General features: G+C 67.6%; 21 protein-coding genes. 8 read left to right on the forward strand and 13 right to left on the reverse strand.

From position 1 onward, the window contains the following. Positions 1–175: 175 nt before the first annotated feature. A complete protein-coding gene (locus ACI766_RS13660; protein WP_003089521.1) occupies positions 176–646 on the forward strand; it encodes a (2Fe-2S)-binding protein in 471 nt (156 codons plus the stop codon). Continuing rightward, positions 643–2,958 carry a xanthine dehydrogenase family protein molybdopterin-binding subunit gene (locus ACI766_RS13665; RefSeq protein WP_023122094.1) on the forward strand — a complete coding sequence of 772 codons (2,316 nt, stop codon included), beginning with the start codon at positions 643–645 and terminating at the stop codon, positions 2,956–2,958. The genes ACI766_RS13660 and ACI766_RS13665 overlap by 4 nt, the downstream gene beginning before the upstream one ends. Positions 2,959–3,374: 416 nt before the next feature. Here ACI766_RS13665 and ACI766_RS13670 read toward each other — a convergent pair whose 3' ends face one another. Both ACI766_RS13670 and ACI766_RS13675 read right to left on the reverse strand, forming a co-directional pair. Continuing rightward, complete coding sequence (locus tag ACI766_RS13670; RefSeq protein ID WP_170954900.1) at positions 3,375–4,580, reverse strand: ABC transporter substrate-binding protein; 1,206 nt, start codon at positions 4,578–4,580, stop codon at positions 3,375–3,377. Between the two features lie 200 nt (positions 4,581–4,780). Then, on the reverse strand, positions 4,781–5,422 hold the full coding sequence (locus ACI766_RS13675; RefSeq protein ID WP_023104367.1) for a LuxR C-terminal-related transcriptional regulator: 642 nt from the start codon (positions 5,420–5,422) through the stop codon (positions 4,781–4,783). Between the two features lie 276 nt (positions 5,423–5,698). On the opposite strand from ACI766_RS13675, the gene ACI766_RS13680 reads away from it, so the two are divergent. Continuing rightward, a complete protein-coding gene (locus ACI766_RS13680; protein ID WP_003089513.1) occupies positions 5,699–6,094 on the forward strand; it encodes a DUF4280 domain-containing protein in 396 nt (131 codons plus the stop codon). Positions 6,095–6,116: 22 nt separating this feature from the next. Here the strand turns inward: ACI766_RS13680 and ACI766_RS13685 are convergent, their stop codons facing one another. The 11 genes from ACI766_RS13685 to tssB form a co-directional block, all read right to left on the reverse strand. After that, positions 6,117–6,653: a toxin-antitoxin system YwqK family antitoxin gene (locus tag ACI766_RS13685; protein WP_023095583.1), complete on the reverse strand. Its 537-nt coding sequence runs from the start codon at positions 6,651–6,653 to the stop codon at positions 6,117–6,119. A 10-nt stretch (positions 6,654–6,663) separates the two neighbouring features. Continuing rightward, complete coding sequence (gene tssI / locus ACI766_RS13690; protein WP_023104366.1) at positions 6,664–8,667, reverse strand: type VI secretion system tip protein VgrG; 2,004 nt, start codon at positions 8,665–8,667, stop codon at positions 6,664–6,666. 6 nt (positions 8,668–8,673) lie between these two features. After that, positions 8,674–9,459 carry a hypothetical protein gene (locus ACI766_RS13695; RefSeq protein ID WP_003116945.1) on the reverse strand — a complete coding sequence of 262 codons (786 nt, stop codon included), beginning with the start codon at positions 9,457–9,459 and terminating at the stop codon, positions 8,674–8,676. Positions 9,460–9,528: 69 nt separating this feature from the next. Next, the gene (locus ACI766_RS13700) at positions 9,529–10,404 is read right to left on the reverse strand and encodes a hypothetical protein (RefSeq protein WP_003116944.1); all 876 of its coding nucleotides are present in this window, start codon (positions 10,402–10,404) and stop codon (positions 9,529–9,531) included. A 90-nt stretch (positions 10,405–10,494) separates the two neighbouring features. Beyond that, the gene (tssH, locus tag ACI766_RS13705; RefSeq protein ID WP_003110897.1) at positions 10,495–13,044 is read right to left on the reverse strand and encodes a type VI secretion system ATPase TssH; all 2,550 of its coding nucleotides are present in this window, start codon (positions 13,042–13,044) and stop codon (positions 10,495–10,497) included. A 1-nt stretch (position 13,045) separates the two neighbouring features. Beyond that, a complete protein-coding gene (gene tssG / locus ACI766_RS13710; protein ID WP_412828509.1) occupies positions 13,046–14,062 on the reverse strand; it encodes a type VI secretion system baseplate subunit TssG in 1,017 nt (338 codons plus the stop codon). Beyond that, positions 14,026–15,819: a type VI secretion system baseplate subunit TssF gene (tssF, locus tag ACI766_RS13715; RefSeq protein ID WP_023087492.1), complete on the reverse strand. Its 1,794-nt coding sequence runs from the start codon at positions 15,817–15,819 to the stop codon at positions 14,026–14,028. Before tssF ends, tssG begins: the two co-directional genes overlap by 37 nt. Then, positions 15,803–16,228, reverse strand: coding sequence for a type VI secretion system baseplate subunit TssE (gene tssE / locus ACI766_RS13720; RefSeq protein ID WP_003122696.1), 426 nt, complete (start codon positions 16,226–16,228; stop codon positions 15,803–15,805). Before tssE ends, tssF begins: the two co-directional genes overlap by 17 nt. 12 nt (positions 16,229–16,240) lie before the next feature. Further along, entirely contained in the window at positions 16,241–16,738 is a 498-nt protein-coding gene (locus ACI766_RS13725; protein WP_003089495.1) for an Hcp family type VI secretion system effector, read from the reverse strand. A gap of 73 nt (positions 16,739–16,811) precedes the next feature. Continuing rightward, positions 16,812–18,296 carry a type VI secretion system contractile sheath large subunit gene (tssC, locus tag ACI766_RS13730; protein WP_003089494.1) on the reverse strand — a complete coding sequence of 495 codons (1,485 nt, stop codon included), beginning with the start codon at positions 18,294–18,296 and terminating at the stop codon, positions 16,812–16,814. Positions 18,297–18,318: 22 nt separating this feature from the next. After that, a complete protein-coding gene (gene tssB, locus ACI766_RS13735) occupies positions 18,319–18,864 on the reverse strand; it encodes a type VI secretion system contractile sheath small subunit (RefSeq protein ID WP_003089493.1) in 546 nt (181 codons plus the stop codon). Between the two features lie 208 nt (positions 18,865–19,072). Here tssB and ACI766_RS13740 point away from each other — a divergent pair, with 208 nt between their 5' ends. The 5 genes from ACI766_RS13740 to tssA are packed head-to-tail and all read left to right on the forward strand — an operon-like array spanning position 19,073 to position 26,625. Next, the gene (locus ACI766_RS13740) at positions 19,073–19,549 is read left to right on the forward strand and encodes a hypothetical protein (protein ID WP_003124582.1); all 477 of its coding nucleotides are present in this window, start codon (positions 19,073–19,075) and stop codon (positions 19,547–19,549) included. 59 nt (positions 19,550–19,608) lie between these two features. After that, entirely contained in the window at positions 19,609–20,940 is a 1,332-nt protein-coding gene (gene tssK, locus ACI766_RS13745) for a type VI secretion system baseplate subunit TssK (RefSeq protein WP_023088798.1), read from the forward strand. A gap of 17 nt (positions 20,941–20,957) precedes the next feature. Further along, positions 20,958–21,716, forward strand: coding sequence for a DotU family type IV/VI secretion system protein (locus tag ACI766_RS13750; protein ID WP_003104706.1), 759 nt, complete (start codon positions 20,958–20,960; stop codon positions 21,714–21,716). Further along, positions 21,713–25,528: a type VI secretion system protein gene (locus ACI766_RS13755; protein ID WP_023113770.1), complete on the forward strand. Its 3,816-nt coding sequence runs from the start codon at positions 21,713–21,715 to the stop codon at positions 25,526–25,528. The genes ACI766_RS13750 and ACI766_RS13755 overlap by 4 nt, the downstream gene beginning before the upstream one ends. Next, positions 25,525–26,625, forward strand: coding sequence for a type VI secretion system protein TssA (gene tssA, locus ACI766_RS13760; RefSeq protein WP_087823968.1), 1,101 nt, complete (start codon positions 25,525–25,527; stop codon positions 26,623–26,625). Before ACI766_RS13755 ends, tssA begins: the two co-directional genes overlap by 4 nt. Positions 26,626–26,656 lie beyond the last annotated feature (31 nt).

Raw genomic sequence — 26,656 nt, forward strand, 5'->3', positions numbered from 1 at the left:
CGGCTTGGGTATCGATGAATTCCATTCAACGATACGTTCAGTTCTGCCAGGTTATGCGCCGCAGTCCTCTCGCCAATAATCTCCCTTCAGTCCGATGAGAGACTCGCCGCGCCCATGGGGGGCGGCGCAGTCGCCGTGCGACTCCATAACCAGAAACCAGAAAAGGCGTGCACCGATGATTACCCTGAACCTCAATGGCAAGGATCATCAGCTCGATGTCACCGAGGATATGCCCTTGCTCTGGGCTATCCGCGACGTCGTCGGCTATACCGGGACCAAGTTCGGCTGCGGCATGGGCCTGTGCGGCTCCTGCACTATCCATATCGACGGCCAGGCCACCCGTTCCTGCATCACGCCGGTGAGCCTGGCGCAGGGCAGGAAGGTCACCACCATCGACCACCTGCACACCGACAAGGTCGGCGAAGTCGTCCAGCAGGCCTGGCTGGACATCGGCGTGGCGCAGTGCGGCTACTGCCAGGGCGGGCAGATCATGTCGGCCACGGCGTTGCTGAAGAGCAACCCCGCGCCCAGCGACGAGCAGATCGAGGCGGCCATGGCCGGCAACATCTGCCGCTGCGGCACCTACAACCGGATCAAGACGGCGATCCACAACGCCTCCGCCAAGTTGCAGGAGGCCAAGGCATGAAGCGCTCGTACCCCGACGATCTGGTCATCGGCAATCTCAGCCGCCGCGGTTTCCTCAAGGGCGTCGGCGCCACCGGCGTGCTGCTGGTGGCTGCCAACTGGGGCTGGCGCGACGCCCTGGCCGCCGAGAAGAAGGCCTTCGGCGCCGACGCCATGCCCCACGGCTGGGTAGACAACCCGAAGATCTACGTGAGCATCGACCGGGACGGCACGGTCGGCATCGTCTGCAACCGCTCGGAAATGGGACAGGGCGTGCGCACCAGCCTGGCGATGGTGGTGGCCGACGAGCTGGAGGCCGACTGGAGCCGGGTCAAGGTGATCCAGGCGCCCGGCGACGAAGCGCGCTACGGCAACCAGGACACCGATGGCTCGCGCAGCATGCGCCATTGGTTCGAACCCATGCGCCGCTGCGGTGCGGCGGCGCGACAGATGCTCGAACAGGCCGCGGCCAACCAGTGGAAGGTCCCGCTGGGCGAGTGCCGCGCCGAACAGAACAAGGTGCTGCATGCGCCCAGCGGCCGTTCGCTGTCCTTCGGCGAACTGGCCGAGGCCGCCGCGGGTCTCGAAGTGCCGGCGCGCGACAAGCTGCTGCTGAAGAAGCCCGAGCAGTTCCGCTACATCGGCAAGGACGTGGCGCGCGCCATCGACGGCGCCGATATCGTCAATGGCCGCGCCGGCTTCGGCTTCGACGCGCGCTTCGACGACATGCTCTACGCCGTGGTCGCCCGGCCGCCGCTCTACGGCGGCAAGCTCAAGCGCTACGACGCCGCCGCGGCGCTGAAGGTGCCGGGGGTGGTCAAGGTGATCGAGATCGAGGGCCGGCCGATCCCGTCCGAGTTCCAGCCGCTGGGCGGGGTCGCCGTGGTGGCGCAGAACACCTGGGCGGCGATCAAGGGGCGTGAGGCGCTGGTGGTCGAGTGGGACGCCGGGGTCAACGGCGGCTACGACTCGGTGGCCTACCGCAAGCAACTGGAAGAGGCCGCGCGCAAGCCGGGCAAGGTGGTGCGCGACAGCGGCGATGCCGCGGCGCTGTTCGCCAAGGGTGGGGATATCGTCGAGGCCGAGTACTACCTGCCGCACCTGGCCCAGGCGCCGATGGAACCGCCGGTCTCCACCGCCTGGTACAAGGACGGCGCCTGCGAGGTCTGGGCCCCGACCCAGGCGCCGCAAGTGACCCGCGAGCGCATCGCCGAGCGCCTGAAGCTGCCGTTCGACAAGGTCACGGTCAACGTGACCCTGCTCGGCGGCGGTTTCGGCCGCAAGTCCAAGCCCGACTTCGTGCTGGAAGCGGCGATCCTGGCCAAGGCGTTCCCCGGTCGCCACCTGCGCGTGCAGTGGACCCGCGAGGACGATCTGCATTTCTCCTATTTCCACACAGTCTCGGTGGAGCGCCTGCAGGCCGTGCTCGGCGCCGACGGGCTGCCGCAGGCTTGGCTGCATCGCTCGGTGGCGCCGAGCATCACCGCACTGTTCGGCCCGGACAGCAAGCACCAGGGCGCCTTCGAACTGGGCATGGGCCTGACCAACCTGCCGTTCGCCATCCCCAACGTGCGCCTGGAGAACCCCGAGGCCCCGGCGCACACCCGGGTCGGCTGGTTCCGCTCGGTCTCCAACATCCCCCACGCCTTCGCCATCCAGAGCTTCGTCGGCGAACTGGCGGCGAAGGCCGGCCAGGACCCGAAGGACTACCTGCTCAAGCTGCTCGGCCCGGCGCGGCGAATCGACACCGCCGAACTCGGCGACAGCTGGAACTACGGCGAGTCGCCGGAGCGCTACCCGCTCGATGTCGGCCGCCTGCGCGGGGTGATCGAGGAGGCGGCGCGCCAGTCCGGCTGGGGCGGCGAGCTGCCCAGGGGCAGGGCGCGGGGAATCGCCGCGCACTACAGCTTCGTCACCTACGTGGCGGTGGTGATCGAGGTGGAGGTGAAGGACGACGGCGCGCTGCTGGTGCACAAGGCCACCATCGCCGCCGACTGCGGTCCGCAGATCAACCCCGAGCGCATCCGCTCGCAGCTCGAAGGCGCCTGCGTGATGGGCCTGGGCCTGGCGGCGCTGGGCGAGATCAGCTTCAAGGATGGCAAGGTCCAGCAGGACAACTTCCACCAGTACGAGCTGGCGCGCATGCCGCTGGCGCCCAAGGCGGTGTCGGTGCATCTGCTCAAGCCGGATGGCGACCTGCCGTTGGGCGGGGTCGGCGAGCCCGGCGTGCCGCCGATAGCGCCGGCGCTGTGCAACGCGATCTTCGCCGCCACCGGCAAGCGCATCCGCGAGTTGCCGATCCGCAATCAGTTGCAGGGGTGGCGGAAGGCCTAGGTCCTTCGTCCTGGTCGTCGCCTGCGTGAGTTCGCGCGAGCGCAGGCGATGGATCAGGTTCTACGCGGAAGTCGTTGTCGAAGAAGAGTTTTCCGTGCCGTCGTCCTTCCCTGGCAGAGGCCTGTCGGCGGATAACGCGGGTGGCCTCGTTCGCCCTGCGCAGCGAAGGCGGCAAGCGGACGCCAGGGCGGACAACGGGTAGCGTTATGCGCCGCCTTGTCGTCTCAACTTAAAGTGAATTCTAGTATTTTATTTATCTTGTTAATCAATAGGATAAATCGTTCATTAAAAGTATTTTATAAGAAGTGGGAGTCTTCCCAGCCGCTCCAGGCCGCCTGCTTACCGTCGAAACCTGATAGGCAATTCTCCAGGATCGACGACCCCGCGTCGTCCGTGCGCGAGGCCGTCATGGCGGTTCAGTAGATCGGCAGGTCCGGTTCGGGCAGGGCGACGATGTCGTTCGCCGTCAGCCCCAGCAGGCTCATCAGCGCCGGGTCGCGCAACGGCGACTCGCCGCGTACCGGGCCGAAGATTTGCGCCATGTGCCTGCGCAGGCTGGCCACCCGTTGGCGATCGGCCATCCAGCGGGTGAAATCGTGCACGTCGACGTTCTTCAGCGACTCCAGTGGCGGCAGCCCAGGCGCTTCGCCGACGTCGGCGCGGGCGCGCCAGCCGCCGTAGCTGGACTGGAACTCGGCCGAGCCCAGGTAGGACAGCAGCAGCTTGGCCGTGGCCGGATGACGGGCGGCCTTGAAGATCGCCGCGCGCTGGTTCCAGACGATGAACGGCTCGTCGGTCGGGATGAAGTAGCCGGCCGGTGTATCGCTGTCGGTCGCATAGCCGGTCAGGTTGCCCAGCGAACCGATGGAGTCGGTGCCCACCGAGGCCGCCGGCGCCGCCGTGCCGCGCAGGAAGTTCGGCTTCTGCGCCGCCAGGGCGCGCAGGAAACCGCTGCCGTAGCGCCGTTCCAGCTTGTCGTAGACGTACAGCACCGCATCGTCGTCATGGGGATAGGTCAGCACCAGCTTGCCCTTGAAGGCCGGCTTCAGGTAATCGGCGAAGCGCGTCGGATAGCGCTCCGCTGGCAGCCGGACGGAAGCGTAGGTCGGCACGAAGGCGTTGTTGTAGGCCGTGACATAGGCGCCGTCGGGATCGGCGTAGCCTTTCTTCTGCCGGGCGAAGCCGACCGGCTTGTAGCGCAGCAGCACGTCGCGGGCCTTCCATCTGTCGAAATCGAAGGTGGTTTGCAGCATCGCCACGTCCGGCGTCAGGGTGCCGGCGGCGAGTTCCTGGTCGATGCGCAGGTCGTGGAACTTGGAGAGGTCCACCGTGACGTCCAGGATCACGCCGGGAAAGCGGCTCTCAAAGGCCGTCTTCAACCAGTCCATCTGGTTCGGCGCGTCGCCGCCGGCCCAGAGCACCACCTTGCCGCCTTCGCCCTGTGCGCGGGCGTAGAGCGACGCGAGCCTGTCGGTCTCGCCGGGAATGACCAGGGTCGCCCCCGCGGTTTCCGGCCCTAGAGCTGGCTTTCGTGGCAATTTTCCCGCCGTTTCGCCGGCGAACGAAGAAGATGCGAAGACCAGAACCCATGCCGCCATCAGCGGCTTCACCCTGTCGATCATGTGCCGTTCCTCTGCTGAAAACGAGCGTCGCCGCTCCCGGTGAGGCCGGCGCGCAGGCGCGCCCCTCATGGATGGGACTGGTCCGCCGCGACGGGCTTCAGCGCCGCGAGGAGACTTCGCGGAAAATCGCGGCAGACTTCTCGTTTCGGCATTCCCGGATGCTTGCGCGGGAACTCCGGGTACGGCCACGTGGAACCTGCCTAGAAGCCGGCCTTCGCCGCCAGCGCCGCAGCGGCCGTCCGCGTGTTCACTTCCAGGGCGCGCAGCAGCGAGGAAACGTGCACGCGCACGGTGAACGGCGAGATCGACAGCGCGCGGCCGATTTCCTTGTTCGACAGGCCATCGGCGATCAGCCGCAGTACCGCTTGCTGCCGTGGGGTCAGGGCGTCCAGGAGGGCGCGTTGCCGACTGCCGGCGCTCGACCCGCCGCGCAGGCGCACCACCGGTTCGCCGCTGCCGAGCGTCTGCAACGCCGTGCCGATCTCCCCGGCCTCCAGGGATTTGCCGAGGTAGCCGTCGGCGCCGGCGGCCAGCACCTCGTCCACCAGACGCGGGTCGTCGAGCATCGAGACGATGACGATTGCGCTGTGCCGATAGGCGCGACGCAAGCGCTCGATGGACTGGGAGGCGGCGAAGCCGGGAAGCAGCAGGTCGAGGACGAAGAGGACGGGAGGTTCCGGCGAGACGCTCGAGGCCAGGCGCAGCACCTCGTCGAAGCTGCCCGCTTCGCTTACGGCGGCTTGCGGGAGGTAGCTGCGGACGACCCGTCTCAGGCCATCGCGGAACAGGGGATAGTCATCGGCGACGATGACCCGTGCGGGGAGGCTTCTTGTGCTAGGCATTGTCGTCCCGTCCTTGGGGGCGGCCAGGGTGCGGCAACCCCTGTATCGACCGGCCGCAGGCCGGCCGGCGAGGGCGCTGCGGGCACCGTTCGATCCGCCGAAAATCCTTTTTCGTCGATCCCTGTCGCGGGGCTCCGCCCCGCATGACAGCGGAATTCTAGCGCCGCTGGCGACACGCATGTCGGGCATTCGTCAGAAAAACAGCAAGCCAGCCCCACGGCGAGCGCGATGGGCTGGTCTATCCTGCTACAACGCCATCGCGCTCGGGAGGACGGCATGGGCTGCCCGCAGGTCTGCGCCGGCGCCACCCTGCAATGCAGCTTCGGGGCGGCGCCGACGGTGCTCAACGTGTTGCCGCAGAACCGCACCCTGACCAGCGGGATGCCGGCGGCGAACATCATGGACCACATCCCGCTGCTGAACATTCCCACCTTCGGCCTCTGCCAGAGTCCGGCCAACCCCGTGGTGGCCGCCGCCACCGCCGCCGCCCTCGGCGTACTGACGCCGATGCCGTGCATTCCCGCCACCGCCAGCCCGTGGATCCCCGGCGGTCCGCCGACCCTGCTGCTGGGCGGGATGCCCGCGCTGGACGCCAACGGCACGCTGATCTGCACCTGGGGCGGGGTGATCAAGATCAGCGTGCCGGGACAGGTGCAGATGCTGATTCCCTGAGCGCCGCCTGGCCGATGCGCGCCTAGGGCTCCGCCAGCCTGATCCACCACCAGCGCCAGCGCGCCATGGGCCTGCCCTCGCTATCCAGCGGCCGGCCGTCATCGGCGAACGGCTGAGCGCCGTCCAGTAGCTGGCCGTTCAGATAGCGTCCGTCGAAGGCCAGTTGGCCATTGCCATGGAAGCGCTGGTAGACCCCGTCGCGCACGCCGTCGCGGTAATGCTCGCGCTCGGCCACCTGGCCGTTGGCGAAATAGGTGAGCGCTTCGCCGTGGAGCAGCCCGTTGCGGTAGTGCGCCTTGCGCTGCAACCAGCCTTCCGCGGCATGGAAACTGGCCGGCCCGTGCAGCTTGCCGTCGACGAAGGCGAGTTGCGCGGAGACCTTGCCGTTGGGATGGAACAGGGTGCTGGCGCCGTGCAACTGGCCCTGCCGGTAGCCGAGGCTGGCCTGCGGCCTGTCGTGCTCGTCGATGCGCAACGGGCCTTCCAGGCTGCCGTCGAGCAGGTTGCCGGCGAGATGGCTGTCGCCACGAACCAGGTCGAGCTTGCCGGATGCCGCCATGCGCTTCTCCTCAGTTGACCTTTACCAGGCCGCCCTTGATGGTCAGCATGCCGCCGCCGTCCACCGTCTGTTCGGCGCCGGCCTTGTTGGTCAGGCTGACGCCGGCATCGTTGGTCAGGCTGGTGCCGGCCTTGTTGGTGAGGGAGGTGCCGGCCTGGTTGGTCAGCGACGTCCCGGCCTTGCTGGTCAGCGAGGTGCCAGCCTGGGCGGCGAGGTCGGCGTCGCTCTTCAGGGTCAGGCTGCCGCCGCTCTGCAGGGCGAGGGTGCCGCTGACCTTGATGGTCAGGTTGCCGTCCACCGTCAGCTCGAAGTTGCCGCTGACCTTGTGGCTGTAGTTGCCGCCGGTGCTGTGGGTCTGGTCGGCGCCCACCGTCACCGTGCGCGTGTCCTTCACATCCAGACTGTCGCTGCCGGTCTGGATGGTCACCGTGCGCTTGCCTTTCTCCAGGGTGACGGTCTCGTCGCCTTCCTTCACCGTGCGGGTGCGGGCGTTCTGCACCGTCAGGGTCTCGTCGTGGCCGATGCTGGCGGTGCTGTCGTTGAGCACGTTGACGTTGAGGTCCTTCTGCGCCTGGAGGAAGACTTCCTCGGCGTCCTTCTTGTCCTCGAAGCGCAGCTCGTTGAAACCGCCGCCGCCCTTCGACGAGTTGGTCTTGATCCCGGACTGCGTCTGGTTGTCCGGCAGCGCGTAGGGCAGGGCGTTGTCGCCGTTGTAGACGCAGCCGGTGACCAGCGGGCGGTCCGGGTCGCCGTCGATGAAGGTGACGATCACTTCCTGGCCGATGCGCGGCACGAACTGCATGCCGAAGCCCTTGCCGCTCCAGGGCAGCACCACGCGCACCCAGCAGGACGAGGTCTCGTCGTTCTTGCCGTCGCGGTCCCAGGGGAACTGGAGCTTGATCCGGCCGTACTGGTCGGTCCAGATCTCCTCGCCGGCCTTGCCCACCACCAGGGCGGTCTGGGTGTGCATGCGCGGCTTGGGCGTGACCCGCGCGGGGCGGTAGGCGGTGGCCTTGGGGATCGCCTCGAAGCGGTTGCGGTAGTGCGCGTGACTGGCGTCATGGGTGACCGAGGTCAGCACCCAGTCGATATTCAGCGAATCGTCGTCATGCCCGCTGAGGGTGAACCAGTGGCCGGGCACCAGCCAGCGGCAGTCGCTCTCGCCGATCAGGCGCTTTTCCTGGCTGCGCAGGCCGTCCACGCGCTGCTTGGTCAGCGCATCGCCGCGGCCCTTGGCGGTGTAGCCGCCGGGGTGTTCGTACCGTGCGCGCGGCCCGGCCTCGGCCTGTGCCTGGGAATAGAGCGAAGTACTGGGTGTGGTGAACTCGTAGTCGGTGGCGCTGTAGGTCCCGGCGACCGCCTGCAGGCAGTACTGCGCCGAACGGATGCCGTGCAGTTCGCGCACGCCGATCTCCTGGTCCAGGTATGGCACCTTGGGCCCGTTGGGGATCGGCGGGAAGGCGTCGTTGCTGTCCGCCAGCACCAACGTGTGCTTGCCCACTTCGTGGATGAAGAACCAGAAGATGCCTTCCTCCTCCAGCAGGCGCGAGACGAAGGCGAAGTCGGTCTCGCCGTACTGCACGCAGTATTCACGGGGCTCGTAGCTGCCGGTCAGCGACAGCTTGAAGTCGGTGAAGCCGTGGGCCTTGAAGATCGTGGTGACGATGTCGCTGGTGGCGAGGTTCTGGAACACGCGGTTGTTGCTGGCCAGGGTCAGCCACCAGAGCCATGGTCTGAGTACGAGTTGAAAACGGTCGGCAGTTGCGTCGGCGGGGAGCTGGTGGATTTCCGCGACCAGGGCGTCGAGGGGGCGTTGCTGGGAGTCGTTGTGCAGGGTGGCGCTGAGGTGCGAGGCGACGGTGTTGGATAGTGTCAGCGACGTGGAGCTGTTGCCCTGGAGAGACATGCTGTCCAATGTATTCAGCCTCTCGCCTCCGGCTAGGGTTTCCAGATTTAGGTCGCTCAACAACTCGGCGACTAATGAGAGGCTGCTGGTATCAGTGCCGCGAGACATGGTCGGTCACCAGTTCATTCGGGCGCAGAGAATGTCGTGGGTACTAGCAGTGGCGGTGCTGTAGTCCTCGGAAAAGTTGAATGCGGTATGTGGCGGCGATGTCGCCATAATGTGGTCGAGGTTATTGGCAACCCCGGTGAAGTTGTCCAGTGGGGTATAGCCGGCATAGCTCTTGCCCAGTGCTGCCGGCTTGGCGTTCATGTCGCCTGCGATGACGATGAAGTCCGGGACGACGCCGATCGCGAGCATCGGGTTGTTGAGCAGTCCGCTTTGATCCAGCGCCAGATAAGCGTCGATCAAGGCTCCACCGCTCATCGAGCCCACGATGATCGGTAGCAAGGACACGCCAAGGGGGGCATGCCAGGTGATTAGCAGGATGTTGCTGCCGCCGACCTGCAGAAGGCTATAGGCGGGTGTTCTGGCAGGTGGCGTCCAACTGGATGCCTGTAAGGCAGTATGGCCTGCCCAGGCCATGAATCCCGGATCGGCTGCATAGTTCCAGAGTGCAAGGGGAGTGGACACAGTCACACTCGCATTGCGCGTAGCACAGATATAACCCTTGCCCCCACCTCCAAGATTTTCATGGATGTGATGCACGGTGTAGCCAGCGAGGCCAGTCAGATAGTTACTGATGGCGCCTCCTGCACCTTGTTGAGCCTCCTGAATGAGGTAAATATCGATCACCGGGTGTGTGGCGTGAGCGGCATGGGTGGCAGCCTCGGCAGCCAGACTTGCCGCCTTCGGAAAGCTTTCGCCAGTACTATTCCAGGTCAGGATTCTGATGGAGGGCATGCTTTTTACATCCTTGTGCTTCTGGGGGCTGCCATGTAGAAATGGCAACCCTACCTTTATCTGGATTGTTCAGGGGAAGGTAGGGTCCTTAAAGGCATGTTTCGCCACATACACCGCAGTGCCACACCTGGGGCAGGAGCGGTGCTCGGCGAATATCTGGACAGCAGTATTTGTACGGAATTTATTGCCGCATTTGGGGCATTGCGTCAGGCCAGTTTGCTCGACAGCGTGCGGTGCTGCTTTAGGTGGGGAGCCGTCGGCTTTTTTGTATCTGGGCGTCCGCAGCCAAGTTGGATACTTGCGATGCTCGCGCCCTTCCAAAGTCACGATCCACATCTCTGGCCGATAGGGAATGAAGGCCTGATCCTTGTACGGCAGCATGCCTTGTAGCGCGGTGTGTAGGGCCTCGCGGCGAGCTTCGTCGACTGCTGGTGCTCCCCCTCGGGGGTTGTAGACTGTCAGCCGTGTAGCCTCAAATTCTCTCCGGTTGAATAGTGAGAGAAAGTCTTCCATGGCGTCATACAGCCGCTGCAACGCCTGCATTCTTGCCGGCTCTGTCCCCTGAAGGCCGTGCCTGAAAAGATCTAGGTCGGTGCCACCCTCATCGTCCCTGTCGGCGGGCCCTTCGACAATGTTCCAGGCAGGCCAGGAGAGTTTGGCGTAAAGCTCATCGCAGTCCTCTTGGGTCATCTGGGCATTCATCAGCCTGGAAATCAAGGGCCCCCACGAAACCACTCCGATGACTTTTACGTAGAGCACGCACCCTTTCCAGTAGTCGCACATCAGCAAGGCTTGCCAAGTATCGCGCAGTGTCTGCCAGGGGATGATGTGGTGATACTTCCACGAAATGTCCGGGACCAACTGCGTGCGCTTCCAGTGGAATGGAACGCTGTCACGCTCATTGGGCTTCACTCCGCTGAAAGATCCGCTCTTAGTGATCGACACAGCTCCTCCTAATTGATGCTTCTGAATAACTTCAGTGCGCGTGCCAGACAGTTGCTGCTTGACCAAGTAACGGAGTGGTGATGCTTGTAGCTACTCCAACACCCACTCCGCCAACTTCCCCGTCACCTGCGCCATCAGCACGTTCTCGATATCCCGCGCGCCCGCCGCGCTGCACTTGGCGAGCACGGCCTTGACGATGGCCGGGTCGAAGTCGAACTGTTTGCCGGTAGCGGCCTTGTAGCGTTCCCGCAGTTTTTCCAGCTTGGCCACGACGATGCCTTCCAGGGTGGCTTCCTCCAGCGGCCGGTAAGGCACCACGGTCATGCGCGCGAGGAACGCCGGGCGGAAGGTTTGCAGCAGGACTTTGCGCAGGCGCTCGTCGAAGGCCGGGGTGGCGACCTGTTCGGCCGGGCTGTCCAGCAGCAGTTCGGCGCCGACGTTGCTGGTGGCGAGGATCACGGTGTTCCTGAAGTCCACCACCAGGCCGGTGCCGTCTTCCATCACACCCTTGTCGAACACGTTGTAGAAGGCTTCCAGCACGTCCGGATGGGCTTTCTCGATCTCGTCCAGCAGCACCACCGAATAGGGCTTGCGGCGCACCGCTTCGGTGAGCACGCCGCCGCTGCCGTAGCCGACGTAGCCGGGCGGGGCGCCCTTGAGCTGGCTGACGGTGTGGGCCTCCTGGTACTCGGAGAGGTTGATGCTGATCAGGTTGCGTTCGCCGCCGTAGAGGGCGTCGGCCAGGGCGTAGGCGGTCTCGGTCTTGCCCACGCCGGTGGGGCCGGGCAGGAGGAATACGCCGACCGGCTTGGCCGGGTCGCTGAGTCCGGCGCGATAGGCCTGGATGCGCTGGGCGATGGCGCCCAGGGCGGCCTCCTGGCCCATCACCCGCTGGCCCATTCGTTGCGCCAGGGAACGGATGGCGTGGGCTTCGTCGGCGAGCATCTTGCCCACCGGGATGCCGGTCCAGCCGGCGATCACCGCGGCCACGGTACGCGAGTCCACCTGCTCGGGAACCAGCGGGTCGTCCTGGCGGATGGCTTCGAGGCCGGCCGCCAGGCGCGCCAGTTCGGCGGCCAGGTGGTCGATGCGACCGTCCAGTTCCTCGTCGGGCTTGGCCGCGTCGGCGCTTTCGCTGAGGGCCAGCAATTCGCGGCGGGTGTCGAGCAGTTCGCGCACCGCTTCGCGTTCCTCGTCCCAGCGGGTCTCCAGCTCGCGGATGGTCCGGCGGTTATCGCCCGACTCGCTTTCCAGGGCGGTGATACGCGCGCTGTGGTCGAGGCCGGTGGCCTGTTCCCGGCGCAGCCGCTGCAATTCCTCTTCCAGCGCCTGCTCGCGGTGGCGCAGGCTTTCCAGCGGCGGCGGCACGTCGTGCTGGCCGAGGGCGACCCGCGCGCAGGCGGTGTCGAGCACGCTGATCGCCTTGTCCGGTAACTGGCGGCCGGAGATGTAGCGGTGCGACAGCTTCACCGCATCGACGATGGCCGCGTCCATGATCTGCACGCCGTGATGCTGTTCCAGCTTGCCGGCGACGCCGCGCAGCATCTCCACGGCGGTGGCCTCGTCCGGCTCCTCGACCTGGACCAGCTGGAAGCGCCGGGTCAGCGCCGGGTCCTTCTCGAAGTATTTCTTGTATTCCAGCCAGGTGGTGGCCGCCAGGGTGCGCAACTCGCCGCGCGCCAGGGCCGGCTTGAGCAGGTTGGCGGCGTCGCTGCCGCCTTCCGCGCCGCCGGCGCCGATCAGCGTGTGCGCCTCGTCGATGAACAGGATGATCGGCTGCGCGCTGTTGCGCACGGCGTCGATTACCCCCTTGAGGCGCTGCTCGAACTCGCCCTTCATGCTGGCGCCGGCCTGCAACAGGCCGAGGTCGAGCACCCGCAGGATCACCTCCTGCAACGACGGCGGCACCTCGCCGGCGGCGATGCGCAGGGCCAGGCCCTCGACCACAGCGGTCTTGCCGACACCCGGCGCGCCGACCAGGATCGGGTTGTTCTGCCGCCGGCGCAGGAGGATGTCGACGCACTGGCGGATCTCCCCGTCGCGCCCGACTATGGGGTCGATGCGCCCGGCGCGGGCTTCGGCGGTGAGGTCCTGGGTGTACTGGTCGAGCAGCGGGTCCGGGGCGCTTTCCGGCTTGTCGCCGCCTGCCGCCGGGCGGTTCGGCGCGGCCGGCTGTTCGCGGGAGGTCTGGATCCACTCCAGCAGGTTGGCCTGCAAGGCCTCGTGGGGAATCCGCAGTAGCGACGACGCGCTGTTCAGCAGCAGGGCGCGGCGCTCCTCGCGGTCGAGCAGGGCGAGCAGCAGCAGGCCGGAACGGATCTGAGCCTGGCCGAGCACGCTGGCGTGGACCACGGCGTCCTCGAGCAGGCCGATGGTGTGCGCGGACAGCGCCGGAGTGCGGGTATTGCCGGCCTTGAACAGCTCCAGCGACAGGTTGATCTCGGCGACCAGGGCGTCGCGCTCCAGGCCGAAGCGCGGCAGCAGGCAGGCGAAGTCGCCGCCGTCGATGTCCAGCAGCTCCAGCAGCAGGTGCTCGATCTCTACGTAATGATGGGTGCGTTGCAGGCAGCGTTGCGCGGCGCGCTCCAAGGCGCGGCGACAGTCCGGGTTGAGGCGGCCGATCAGGGCGGCGAGTTCCATTTCAGGCTACCTCCGGCTGCCGCAGGTCGAGATCGATGCGCTGCCGCTGGCCGTCTTCGACGCGCCGCAGGCCGGTGTTCCAGCTCAGCCTGGGCGGTGCACCGCGCTCCAGGCGCAGCGGCGCGCCGCCGCTCACCAGCAGGCTCAGGCGACAATCCAGGTCGGGGCCGAAGTACAGCGCGGCGAGGCTGGCCAACTGGCCATGGGCGTCGCCGTCGGGGAAGAAGCGGGCGGCTTCGCGGGCATCCAGCGGACCGAGACTGAGGGCGATGCCGGCGTGTTCGTCCCAGGTGCGCGTGCCGGCTATGGCGTCGCGACCCAGGTGCAGGTTGCGTCCGCCGCGTTGCAGCCGGCTGCGGCTGGCCGCGGGGATTTCCTTCCAGGCGCCCTGGTAGGCATCCAGCCGTGCCTCCACGCCGAAGTGCTGGCGCACCAGGCTGGCGAAGCCGGCCAGGGAGCGACGCCCGCCGGCGAACAGCGCGGTGCGTGCCAGCACCGCGCTGTCCGGCAGCGCCAGGCGCTCTTGCAGGGCCTTCGGCAACAGGCCGCTGAGGGCGCGTAGCTGCGCCTGCACCGGGGTCGCCGCCGGCACCGCGAAACCGAGCGCCACGCGATGCTTGCGCAGTACCCGGTAGAGCAGGCTGAGCAGGCGGTGCTGGAACAGGTCGAGGAACTCGGCGGGGGCATGGTCCTTCTGCCGGGCACGCTGTTGCAGCCATTCCTGGTAGGCATAGGGCAACGGGCCGTCGGGGCCGCCGAGGCCGAACACCGGGGTGGACAGCACCGGTTGCTGCGGGTCGTCGAGCAGGCTTTCCACCTCGCTCGAGGCGAACAGCGGCAGCAGCGGCCCGCGCAGGCGCAGGGCCTCCGCCCGCGGCGCGTTGCCGGTGCCCAGCGGCAACGCCTGGGGACGCTCGCGTTCGAGCAGCAGCAGCGCCTGCAACAGTTCGAAGCGCTGCGGCGTGCGGCGCAGCCGCTGACTCAGAGGGAGAGCGGCGAGCCGGCCTGGGGTTGCCATGTCTTCACCTCCTTGTCGGCTTCCACCAGGACCGTGCGCACGAAGCGGTTGGCGGTGGCATACAGCGAGAAGAACTGCGCCAGCACGGCGGAGAACAGCACGCCGCTGGCGCCGACGAAGTGTTGCGGATCGAGTCGCAGGCGGATTTCCAGGCCATTGCGCCAGCCGCGCCAGGCATCCTCGCCGACGTGCGCCACCACCCGCTGGCAGTCGAGTTGCCGCAGGCCTTCTATCTGCCGGAGGGCGCTGGCATCGTCGCGCAGGTTGTGCAGGGCGAGGATCTCCCGCAGGGCTTCGAGGGCGCGCGGACCTTCCACCAGCGAGAGGTGGTTGAGGGTCAGCTGCGAGACCAGTCTCCAGCGCGACTGGCCGTCCAGGCGCGGCTGGCTCTGCGCGCTGGGCGCGTTGCGCAGGCGTGCGGCGGCGACCGGCCCGGGCCGTTCGAAGCCCAGCGCGGTGCCGGCACCCAGGCGCTCGGCCAGATAGCGATTGGTGCATAGCAGCTCGGCGGTCAGGCTGAAGGCCGGGGCCTCGCGTAACGGGTCGAAGCCGGTATCCACCAGGCTCAGCAGCAGGTCGCTGCCCAGCCGGTTCGGGGTCAGCCCGGCGATGCGCCGGGCGTGCCAGTAGAGCGTGCCGAGGTGGCTGTCGTGGCGGCAGCCATAGTAGGCCGGGACTGGCTGCACGGTGCTCCCGGCAACCGAGCGCACGGCGCGGATGCTATGGATTTCCACGCTGTTCTCGCGGTGACTGTCGGCGACCAGGCGGTACTCGCTGCGGGTGCCGTCCGGGCGCAGCGGCTCCGAGGTCCGCGGAAAGAGGTTGATCGCCGGCGCGCAGCCGAGCTGGAAGTCTTCCGCCTGCAAATGCAGGCGTGCCGTCGGTGCGCGATCGAAGACCAGGTACAGGTAGAGCGTCTGTCCGTCGGCGAGCGCGCCGGACAGCGGCAGGTCGAAGAAGTGGAACTTGTCGGGGAAGGCGAAGTACTCGGCGAGCAGGCGCAGGCCCGGATGTCCGCCGTCTTCCTCCGGCAGCAGCGCCTCGTCGGCGGCGAAGCCGACGATCTCCGGCAGTCCGCGGAGCGCCGCCGGCGGCGTGCCGGGCGCCCCCGCCATGACCTGCACGGCATGCGCGGCGAGCAGGTCGTAGAGGATCGCGCAGCCCATCGGCGAAGCCGCCAGGTGGATGCGCAGGCGCTCGATCGACAGTTCGTCCCAGCGGTACTCGCCCAGGCAGCGCAGGCTCAGGCGCAACGCCGAGCGGGCGGCGCCGACTCCGGTCAGGGCTTGCGCCTCCTCGCCGCCGAGCAGGGTCGCCTCGTCGATCGCCAGCGGCCACAGGGTCGCCTCGGCGCTGCTGCGGAAATGCACGCTGTCGCCGCCACGGGTGGTGACGAACAGCGCGGTGTCGCGCGGCAGCCGGTAGCCCTCGGCGAGGTTGCCCTGGGTCGGGTCCGGCTCGAACTGGACGATCGCGCAGGACGGCAGCGGGCGCAGCGCCAGGGGGTAGAGCTGTTCGAGGAGGGCGTCGCTGAACTCTGCGTAGTCGTCGTCGAGGCGCCGTTGCAGGCGCGCGGTGAGCAGCGAGAAACCTTCCAGCAGACGCTCGACGTGCGGGTCGGGGCATTCGCCGGGAGCCAGTTGCAGGCGCCGGGCGACCTTCGGATAGCGCTCGGCGAAGGCGCCGCCGGCGTGCCGTAGCCAGGTCAGCTCGCGCTGGTAGTAGTCGAGCAGGTCGGCATCAATCGAATCGCTCATGGCGCACCTCAAGGCCATCGCTGCCCTGTTCGATGACGAATAGCGCAGGCGTCAGGCGCGACCCGCTGCGCAGGCTGCCGCCGAGCTGGATACGCAGGCGCTGCGGATTGCCCGGGTCAGGTTCGACCTCGACCTCGGCCAGTTGCAGGCGCGGCTCGAAATGCTCGACCGCCGCCCGCACCTCGCGCGCCAGCTGGCGCCGGTCCTCGGCGCGCAGGCGTTGCACGGCGGTCCAGTCGGCGAGCCCGTAGGCGAGGATGCCGCTGCGCGCATTCGCCGGGCGCCGTGTGTTGAGCAGGCGCAGCAGCTCGCCGCGGACCGACTCGGCCAGCGCCCGGTCGTCGAACGCGGGACGTTCGTCGGCCTCGGCGCTGAGGCGCTCGAACAGCGGCGGCAGGGCTCCGGACATGTCGGCGCCCGGTCACTTGACCAGCTGGTTGGCGGCCAGGTCCCAGGTCGAGGCGGCCGTGCCTTCCTTGGTGCCGTCGTCCTTCTGCGCGGTCAGCTCCCACTTGATCTTGGTGAAGTTCAGCGACAGGGTCTCCACCGGCTTGCCGCCGGCGCCGCCGCTGACGCTGACGTTGGAGAGCACCACGTTGTTCAGGGTGTAGACGATGAAGGGCATGATCTGCCCGTTGCCCTCGGCGGCGTTGCGGCCGATGGTGATGGTCGCCTCGGCGATCGGCTTGCCGGCGCAGCAATACTCGTTGAGGGTCGGGGTCGAGGTGTCGATGAACTTGGTGAGGGTGAATTCGCCGACGTGGGGTTTGCCGGAGGTGCGCTCCGAGTTGCTGACGTCGTTGGTGACCTGCATCGCCACGTTGTGGCTGTAGGACATGATTTCGATCTTGTTTTCGTAGCCGACGAGCAGGCTGTCGCCTTTGATGTCGCTGCCGAAATCGAGAATGATCGCATCCATCGCATCTGACTCCTGGAGAGGGGCTGTCTGGAACGGGAAGGGCGCCCCGCCGGCGCTGCCGGCGGGGGCGGACTCACGCCGCTACCGGCGGCGGCAGGTTGGCGACCAGGCGGATCGACGCGCTGAGTTCCTCGAGCTGGAAGTGCGGCCGGAGGAACACCGTGGCGCGGTAGGCCCCCGGTTTGCCGGCCACCTCGCTGACATCTACCCGCGCCTCGCGCAGCGGGTACTGCGCCTTGATTTCCTGCGGTGCGTTGTCGTTGATCAGCACGTAGTCGGCGATCCAGTTGTTCAGGTAGGTCTGCACGTTGTCGCGGGTCATGAAGCTGCCGACCTTGTCGCGCATGATCACCTTCAGGTAGTGGGCGAAGCGCGATGCCGCCAGCACGTACGGCAGCATCGCCGACAGGCGCGCGTTGGCGTTGGCCTCGTTGGTGTTGTAGAGCCTGGCCTTGTTGGTGGTCTGGCCGCCGAAGAACACCGCCACGTCGCTGTTCTTCTTGTGGCACAGGGAAATGAAGCCGAGATCGTTGAGTTCCTTCTCGCGGCGGTCGGTGATCGCCACCTCGGTCGGGCACTTCAGCGACAGGTCGCCGGAGCTGGTGCGGAACGTGTGCGCCGGTAGGCCCTCGACCGCGCCGCCGCCTTCCGCGCCGCGGATCGCCGCGCACCAGCCGTACTTGGCGAAGGCCTCGGTGATGCGCTGCGCCAGGACCCAGGCGGCGTTGCCCCAGAGGTACTTGGAGTGGTCGGTGCCGTTGACGTCCTCGACATAGTTCATGCCTTCCACCGGTCGCGTCTCCGGGCCGTAGGGCAGGCGCAAGAGGAAGTTCGGCAGCACCAGCGACACGTAGCGCGAGTCCTCGCTCTCGCGGAAGGCGCGCCACTTGATCAGCTCCAGGCTCTCGAAGATCTTGGTCAGGTCGCGTGGCACGGCCAGTTCGGTGAAGCTGTTCATGTCGAACAGGCGTGGGCTGGCGGCGGCGATGAACGGCGCGTGGGCAGCCGCGGCGACGTTCGACAGCTTCTCCAGCAGGCCGATGTCCTGCGGATGGCGACCGAAGGTGAAGTCGCCGATCAGCAGGCTGAAGGGGTGTCCGCCGAAGGTGCCGTATTCCTCTTCGTAGATCTTCTTGAACAGTGCGCTCTGGTCGAACTCGACCGCCTTCTCCAGGTCGTTCTGCAGTTCGTTCTTGCCGACGTTCAGCAGGCGCAGCTTGAGCCGCGCGCTGGTCTCGGTGTTGCTCACCAGTTGGTGCAGGCCGCGCCAGGAGGCTTCCAGCTTCTGCAACTCGGGGTGGTGGATGATCTGGTTGAGCTGGTCGCTGATCAGCGCATCGATCTGGCTGATGCGGTCGTTGATCATCGCCACGGTGTCCTTGTCGACGGCCATGCCCTCGTCGAGGACCTGGGTGGCGAATTCCGCGAGCATGTCGCGGGCATAGTCCTGCTGGCTGTCGTCGTGGGCCATGCGGCCCTTGGCGATGATCTCGTCGAGCAGGGACAGGGTCTGGGTCGAACTCTCGCCGGATTGTTCGGCGGCGGATGACTTGGGCATGGCGGCTTCTCCGGGAAGAGGGTCAGGCCGGCTGGTCGGCCGGGGGTTCGCTGTCGCCGGCCGGGGCCGCTTCGGCTTCCGGGCGGGCCGCTTTGATTTCCTGCAGGCCTTCGGTGTTGGCCACCACGTCCTGCAGCAACTGGTCGAGGTCGTCGTTGCCGTCGAGCTTGGTCAGCAGGTCGCGCAGGCGCTGGCGCGCTTCGAACAGGCGACGCAACGGGACCACCTGCTTCACCAGGTTGACCGGGTCGAAGTCCTCGATGTGGTTGAAGCGCAGCTCGACGTTCAGCTTGCTGTCGTCGCCGCTGATGGTGTTGTCGACCTGCAGGGTGGCGCGGGGAGAGATGGAGGAGAGGATCTCGTTGAAGTTGTCGCGGTCGATGTCGACGAAACGCCGTTCGACCAGCTTCGCCGGCGGGGTATCCGGCTTGCCGGAGAGGTCGGCGAGGATGCCGACCACCAGGGGCAGCTCCTTCTTCTCGATGGCGTTGCCGATCTCGACGTCGTAGGTGATCTGCACGCGCGGCGGGCGCACCCGGTCCAGCTTGTGCTGCGTACTCTCGGCCATGGCGGCTGACTCCGATGCAATGGTGGGGGAGCAATGCATCGGGGGGATGCCCTGATCATCGCAGTCCCTTGCTGGATCACAGGCATGACAGGGAAAACGGCGCAGAACCTGTCCTTGGCGATCCCTCTGGTCCGTCACTGGCGACGAACTACAAAAGACGCTAGAACAGGTCTATGGATTTGCAAAATAAAATTTTCGTTGGACTCCCATGAAGCACGGATGTTTCACCATATGTCGGAAACTCTCCCTGGCGCTGGCGATCCTGGCGCTGGCCGGCTGCTCGTATTTCTTCGCGCCGCGGGTCGAGTTGCAGCGGCTGACCCTGGATGTCGCCGCGCGCGCCAACGACGACTCGCCGATCGCCGTGGATTTCGTCGCGGTGAAGGATGCGGAGCTGTTCAAGGAACTGGCCGGACTGCCGGCCAGCCAGTGGTTCGCCAATCGCGAGCAGTACCGCCGCGACTACCGGCAGCAGTTCGCGGTATGGAGCCTGGAGCTGGTCCCGGGGCAGTTCATCGAGTCGGAGTCCTTCCCCTTGCGCGGCGACCGCGCAACTGGACTTTTGGTCTTCGCCGGCTATAACACACCCGGCGCGCACCGCTTGCGCCTCGACCAGCAGCAGCGCGTCTGGCTGCGTCTGGATACCCGGGAAATGCGACTGGTCAACGATCCCGCCACGCGTTAGCGGAGGGGCAGGCGAGCGACCGTCGTGCACGACAACGTAGGACGTCGAAGGGGAGTCGTATGAGTGTTCTGCCTGACGCGGTGTGCTGGCACGAAGGGATGCAACTGCTTCCCCAGCATTTCCAGTTGCAGGGATTGCGTGCCGAGGCGCTGGCGGCGCGCATCGGACAGGCCTGCAACCCTTGGTTCTGGGGAGTGACCGCCCTGGAACTGGACCCCTCGGCGTTGTGCGCCGGCCAAGTGCGGGTCCTGCACCTCGAAGCGATCCTGCCCGACGGCCTGCCGGTGAGCGTGCAGGCTGGTGTCGACGCGCCGCTGGAGTTCGATCTGGAGACAGCGCTGGCGGCCGCCGAAGGGCCGCTGCTGAACGTCCACCTGGCGGTCAGTCCGCTGTGGCGGGCGGGTCAGTTGCTGCCGCTGAAGGGCCGTCTGCAATCGCGGGTCGGCGCGCCGCTGCCGGACCTGGCCAGCGGCGAGCACCCCGAGCCGATCACCGTCTGGCGAGCGTCGCTGCGGCTGGTCGGCGACGACGGCAAGGCCGACTCCGTGTGCCTGCCGTTGCTGCGCGTGGCGAAGGAGGGCGGCGCCTACGTCAGCCTGCCCTACGTCCCGCCGACGCCACTGATCCTGCCGGAGTCGCCCCTGGGCAGACGCGTGCAGTCACTCTGCGCGCGGGCCCGGGAGAAGGCGCTGTTCCTCGGCGGGCGCCTGCGCCTGGCGCAGCAGGCGGGCAACCAGGACGACGCGGTGGAAATCCGTCGCCAGCTTGCCGCGCTCTGGACCCGCCTGCCGGAGGTCGAAGGCCTGCTGGCAAGCCGTACGGCCTCGCCGCTGGCCCTGCACGGCAGCCTGCTGGGCCTGGCCGGTGCCTGGGCGGCGCTCGATCCGCTGGCCGGCGTGCCGGCCTTCGAAGCGCTCGACTTCCTCGACCTGCGGCGTGGCTACGAGCCGCTGCTGGACTGGTTGGAGCGCGCCATCGAGTCGATCCGCGCGGGCTACCGCTGCCTGCCGTTCGAGCAGGAGGAACAGGTATTTTCCGTGCGCCTGCCCGATCCGGCGCCGCGTCAGCGCCTGGTGGTCGGCCTGCGGATGCCCGCCGGCGCCGGCGAACAGGCGGCGGCTGACTGGCTGGAGCGCGCCATCGTCGCCTCCGACCCGCACCTGCCGTTGCTCGCCCGGCAACGCATGAGCGGACTGGCGCGGCAGCCGATGAATCGCCAGGAACAGGTGGCCTACAGCGTTGGCGACGACACCCGTTTGTTCGTCGTGCAGGGTGCCGGCGACTGGTTCGATGCCGGCCAGCCGCTGCGCATCGTCGCGCCGGTCAGCGGGGTCGCCAGCAGTCCCTGGCAGATCGTGCTGTTCGTCGCCGACGGCAGCGACAACACCTAGACAGGAAGGAGCCGCCAATGCCCGAAGGGAGTGCAGGGCCTTTTTCCCAGGCGTACCAGGAGCAGCCGCTCAGCACGGCATTCCGCCAGGCCTGGCAGGAATGGCTGGAGGCCTGGGGCGCCCTCGACCGGGACGCCCAGGATGTGCCACGGATGGTCGAGCGCGCCCTCGAACTGTCCACCCGCATCACCCGGCGTCTGTGGCGCAGCGCCTTCGCCAGCGTCGGCGACGCGGCGGGCGTGCAGGTCAAGGCGATGGTCTATGCCTTCGTCGCCCTGGTCGACGAGACCCTGGTCTTCAGCGCCTGGCCGGGGCAGGGCGCCTGGCAGGACAAACCGCTGGAGTCGCATCTCTACGGCAGTCGCCAGGCGGGCGAATACCTGCCGCTGGCGATCAAGCGCCTGCTCGACGAACGCGCCCCGGCCAGTCGCGACCTGGCCAACGTCTACCTGCAATGCCTGATCCTCGGCTTCCGCGGTCGCCTGCGCGGGCCGCGCGGCGAGGCGCTGCACGAGAAGTGGCGGCAGGCGTTGTTCGCCTTCGCCTGGCAGCGCGAGGCGGACGCCGCCGACCTCGGCCGTCGCCTTGAGCAGCCCGCCGCTGCGCCGCCACGGCGTCTGCCGGTGCGCGCAGCGCTGCCGGACGGCTTCCGCCTGGGCCTGGCGGTGCTCGGGCTGGTGCTGTTGATGAGCGGTATCGGACACCTGTTCTGGCGCGACATCCAGCACGAAATGGCGGCGGTGACCCACCTGGCCGATGCGGAGCAGGCGCCATGAGCGGCGCGACCCTGTTCATGCTGGTTCTCCTCCTGGTGCTGCTGGCGCTGCTGCTGGGGGCGCTGGGCTGGTGGTGGCGAACCCGCGGTGGTACGGAGATCCGCAGCTTCTACGCGGCGGTCCGGCAGATGGAGCGCGAGCAGGGCTGGCAGGGCCGCTACGAAGCGCCGTGGCTGCTGATGCTCGGCAACGAGACCGAGGGCGAGCAGTTGTGCGCCACCTGGCGCCTGCTGCCGGTGGCGCGCCCGGCCTGGTTCGGCCGCTGGTGGTCGGACGGCGAGGGGGCGATCCTGCTGGTGCCCGAGTCGGTTTTCCTGCCCGACGAGGGCCTGCGCCGGCAAAGCGGCGCCTGGCTGCGCCTGTTGCGTCTGTTCCTGCGCCTGCGCGGCAGGCGCGCGCTGGACGGAGTGGTCTGGAACATTCCGCTGGCGCGGCTGCAGGATGGCGAGCAGGCGGCCAACCTCGGCCTCGCCGCGCGCCGTCGCTACGTGGAACTGACCCAGCGCCTTGGCCTGAGCCTGCCGGTTTACGTGGTGATCACTGGCCTGGAAGACCTGCCGGGTTTCCAGGAACTTCTCGCGGCGCTGCCCGAGGAGGCGCGCGAGCGCGCCCTCGGCTGGTCCTCGCCGTTCGCCGCCGAAGCGGCCTGGCAGTCGCGCTGGTGCGAGCAGGCGCTGGAGGAAATCACCGCCACCCTGACCGAGTCGATCGTCGAACTCGGTACCTTGCGCGGCCAGGTGGACAATGAGCTGTATTGCCTGCCGCCACGCCTGGAAAGTCTCCGCGGTTCGTTGCAGGCGCTGCTCGAACCGGTCTTCCAGGGCAACGCCAGGGGCGAGGCGCCGCGCTTTCGCGGTCTCTACCTGAGCGGCAGCGAGGCGGCGGGCGCGGCAGCCGACGAAGTCCTGCCGGCGGTCGACGCGCCGCGTCGGCGCAGCAGCTTCGCCAGCCAACTGTGGGCACGGCGGATCCTTGCCGAGGAAGGCCTGGCCCAGGCGGTGCCGCGCATCCTCCAGCTGCGTCAGCGCTGGCAGCGCGGGATCGGCCTCGCCGCGTTGTGCCTGTGCCTGCTCTGGGGCGGCCTGATGACCTGGGTCTGGCGCGACGCGCTGCGCGACGCCGGTGAACTGTCGCAACTGCTGCATGGCGCCAGTGAGCGCTACCAGCCGCTCGACGACGACACTCGGCGCGCCGCCCAGGTCCGGCAGAACGTCCAGGCCTGGTGGCAACTGGTGTCACAGGCGCCGCGCTGGCGCTTCACTTCGCTGGCGTTTCCCAGTTCCTGGTTTTCCTCCCTGGATGCACGTATCGACAACGCGTATCGCCGCGTTTCCGAGCGCCTGCTGGTGCGACCGCTGCGCAGCCTGCTGGAAGGCGAGGCGAGCGACCTGCGGGCGATCCGCAGCGATGGCCAACCCGGCCTGAAGGAGGGCGACGACCCCAGCCAGTGGAAGGACTACCTGGCGGCGAAGGACCTGGTCGCCCGCGCCACTACGCTGGAGCGCCACAATCGCTTGTTCGCCCAGGCCATCGACAACCGCAGGACGCCGCTCGACGACCTTCTGCAACTGAGTAACGATGCCTTGGGCAGCAGCTACAACGCCGGCAGCCTGGCGCGCCTGGCCTATTACAACCGCACGCTGTTCGCCGAGCGTCCGGCCGATCTCGCCGCCCTCGACCTGGGCCGGGTCGCCGCCACGGCGGCGGATAACTTCCATGACCTGATGGCACGCTGGCTGAACGCCTACTTCCTCACCGACAGCCTGGAACGCACCGGCAATGCCCTGACCCAGGAACTCGCGCAGCTCGGCCAGGAACGAGACGCCACGGCGGCCCAGTTGCTGGGGATCGGCGAATTGATCAACCACCTGCAGCAACAGGTCAACCGCATCAACCTGATCTGGGGCAATGGCGTCGGCCAGGATCTCGTCCCTGGCTACCAGAACCTGCTCAAGAGCGCCCAGCAAAGCAGCTTGCTGGGAAACCGCGTGGAGGAACTGCAGAACCTCACCGTGCAGTTGCAGCAGCAGTTTCGCAGCGAATGGATCGCGCCTCCGGAGGCTGCCGGCGACGGCCTGCTGGTGAAACAGGGGGCGACGCTCAAGCTGGCCGATGACCTGCTCGGTCTGAAACGCGCCATCGATGACCTGAAGACCAAGGACTTCGTCTCCGTGGCCCTGGCGGACAAGACACTGGCGGATCACTCCTTGCTGAGCATCGACGATATCGGCGTGACTCAGGCGTTGAGCTTCTTCAACGACTTCACCGGCTACTACGAGAGCACCCTGCCATCGCTCAACCCGCGCTATCGCTATTCGGTCCTGCACGCCGCCGCCAGCGCGGCGACCGAGGCCATGTGGCAAAGCCTCGGGCCGCGCAGTCGTAGCCTGGCCAGTCGCAATGCCTCGCGTTTCGACGTGCAGGTCAAGCAGGTCCAGGTGTTGCAGGCGGCGCTGCTGGAGTTGCAGGACCTGCAGGCCGGCGCGCGCCTGCTGCTCAGCCTCAACGCGCTGGCCGTGGCCGATATCGGCCAGGCCCTGCGCGACATCGACGAGCAGGCGGTGCTGCGCGAGCCGGTCGATTTCAGCCGCTGGTCGGGCGCGCCGAATTTCGGCCTGCAGATGTTCCGCGCCCAGGACAGTGCCGAGCTGAAGCAAAGCCTGAACAGCCAGTTCAATGCCATGGCGACCGTCGCCGAACGCCACGCCCCGGCGCTGGAGTGGTTGCAGGCGCAGCAATCCAGCCTGGCCACCGCCGACTACAACGCGTTCGTGCGCTTCAGCGCGCTCAACGCCGAACTGCAGAAATTCAAGGCCGACAACCCGGCGAGCACCGCGGCGCAGTTGGCGAAGCTGGTGGGTAACGATTTCAACCAGATGGACATCGGCAGTTGCGCCGACATTCTCAACGGCGTGCTCCTGCCGTCCAGCCGCAGCGACCTGGCGACGCGCCTGGTGGACCTGCGCCAGGGCGCGCTCGGGCGCTGCCAGTCGTTGCAACAGCAGCAGGCGGCGCAGGCCTGGAAGGACCTCGCCGACTACTTCAACCAGTACCTCGCCGGACGCTTCCCGTTCGCCTACAGCCTGGAAGCGGCCGATGCCGAGCCGGGGCGGGTGCGGCACCTGCTGAAACTGATGGAGACGCGCTTGCCGCAGGTGCGCGAAGGGCTGGCCCAGGTTCGCTCGCCGGACCTGCCGGCCGCCGAGGACTTCGTCCGCCGCCTGGAGCAGGCGCAGCGCTGGCTCGGCCCGCTGTTCGAGCGCGACAAGTCGGGCCTGCTCGGCGTCGCCCTGGACATCGACTGGCGCAGCGACCGCAGCCTGGAACGCGGCGCCGACCAGGTGATCGCCTGGAGCCTGTACTCGGGCGACCAGGAAAGCCGTTTCCCCGGCGCGCAGGACAAGGGCCTGACCTGGAATGTCGGCGATCCGCTGAAAATCATGCTGCGCTGGGCGAAGAACGGCTCGCAGCGTCCGGCAGACGACCCGCGCCAGGCCAGCCTGGCGGTGGCCGACCTCGAGGCCGGCTGGAGCTACCAGGGCTCCTGGGCGCTGTTGCGCATGATGCGCGCGCACTTCTCCCGGCAGCGCCCGCCGAACGTCGACTACACGGAGTTTCCGCTGGTCCTGCAACTGCCGGTGTATGCGCCCTACAGCCCGGAAAACGAGGCGCGGATGTTCCTCCGCCTGTCGTTGATGAGCCTGGGCGGCAAGACCCCGCTGTCCATCCAGCCGCTGCCGGTGCGCGCGCCGCAATCGCCGTTCGCGACGCTGTTGCCGGCCACCGTCGCCAGCACCGGAGGTACCCCATGACCCTGCCTCTTTCCGGCAACGCCCTGTCCCTGGAAGTGCTGCTCGAACCGATCGACCCCGGACAGCCGTGCGGCCCCAGCCTGCGCTACGACCCGGACTACGACCGCCTGCGCGAGTTGCGCCGGGAGGACGACAGCAGCCTGCCGACCGGCGTCTGGCAAGCGGAGGCCAAGCGCGCCGACTGGGCCGCGGTGGAGCAGTTGGCCAGCGAACTGTTGCAGCGGCGCAGCAAGGACCTGATGCTCGCCGCCTGGCTCGGCGAGGCCTGGCTGCAACGCGGCGGGCTGGGCGGATTGCAGCGCGCGCTGGTGCTGCTGGCGGAACTCTGCGAGCGCTACCCCGAGGAGGTGCATCCGCAAGCCCAGGACGGCGACCAGTCGTGGCGGGTGTCGCCCATCGACTGGCTGTTGCGCCGCTATGCCGAGCTGCTGCACACGCGCCTGCCGCTGATGGGGCAGGGCGCGTTCGCCGAGATCACCCTCTATGCCTGGCAGAGGTTGCAGCGCCAGCAGGTCGCCAGCGGCGACAGCAAGAGCGCCAAGGCGGCGCTGGAAGCGGCGCAACTTCAGCAGAAGAAGCTAGACGAAGCGTTGCGCGCGGAGCCCCTGGTGCAATGGCAGCGCAAGCAGGCCAGCCTGCTCGCCTGCCAGCAGCAACTACAGCGCCTGGAACAGTGGTGCGACCGCTGCCTGGGCGAACTCGCCCCCAGTTGCCAGCCATTGCGCGAGGTCATCGCGCAATGGCTGGCCTTGCTCAAGGAGTTCATCGCCATGCACCCGCAAGCGCCGCTGTCCGAAGAACAGCCCCCGGTCGCGGAGGCGGACGCCGCCGAAGGCGACGCGGACGGCGAGGAAAGCGTCCCGGCGAGCGCGCCGAGCGGGCCGGCTGGCGCGCCGACCAGTCGCGAGGACGCCTACCGGCAATTGCTGCTGATCGCTGACTACCTGGCGCGCACCGAGCCGCACAGCCCGGTTCCCTACCTGATCAAGCGCGCGGTGGAGTGGGGCAACAAGCCGCTGAGCGAGTTGCTGGCGGAGCTGATCAATGCGGACTCGGAGGCGCGCCGGGTCTGGTCGCTGCTTGGCGTACTGCCCTAATGAGCGGGGTTATATTTTTTATTCGAATATA

It is taken from the genome of Pseudomonas sp. DL, from assembly GCF_047199225.1.
In the GTDB taxonomy this organism is placed as follows: Bacteria; Pseudomonadota; Gammaproteobacteria; order Pseudomonadales; family Pseudomonadaceae; genus Pseudomonas; species Pseudomonas aeruginosa.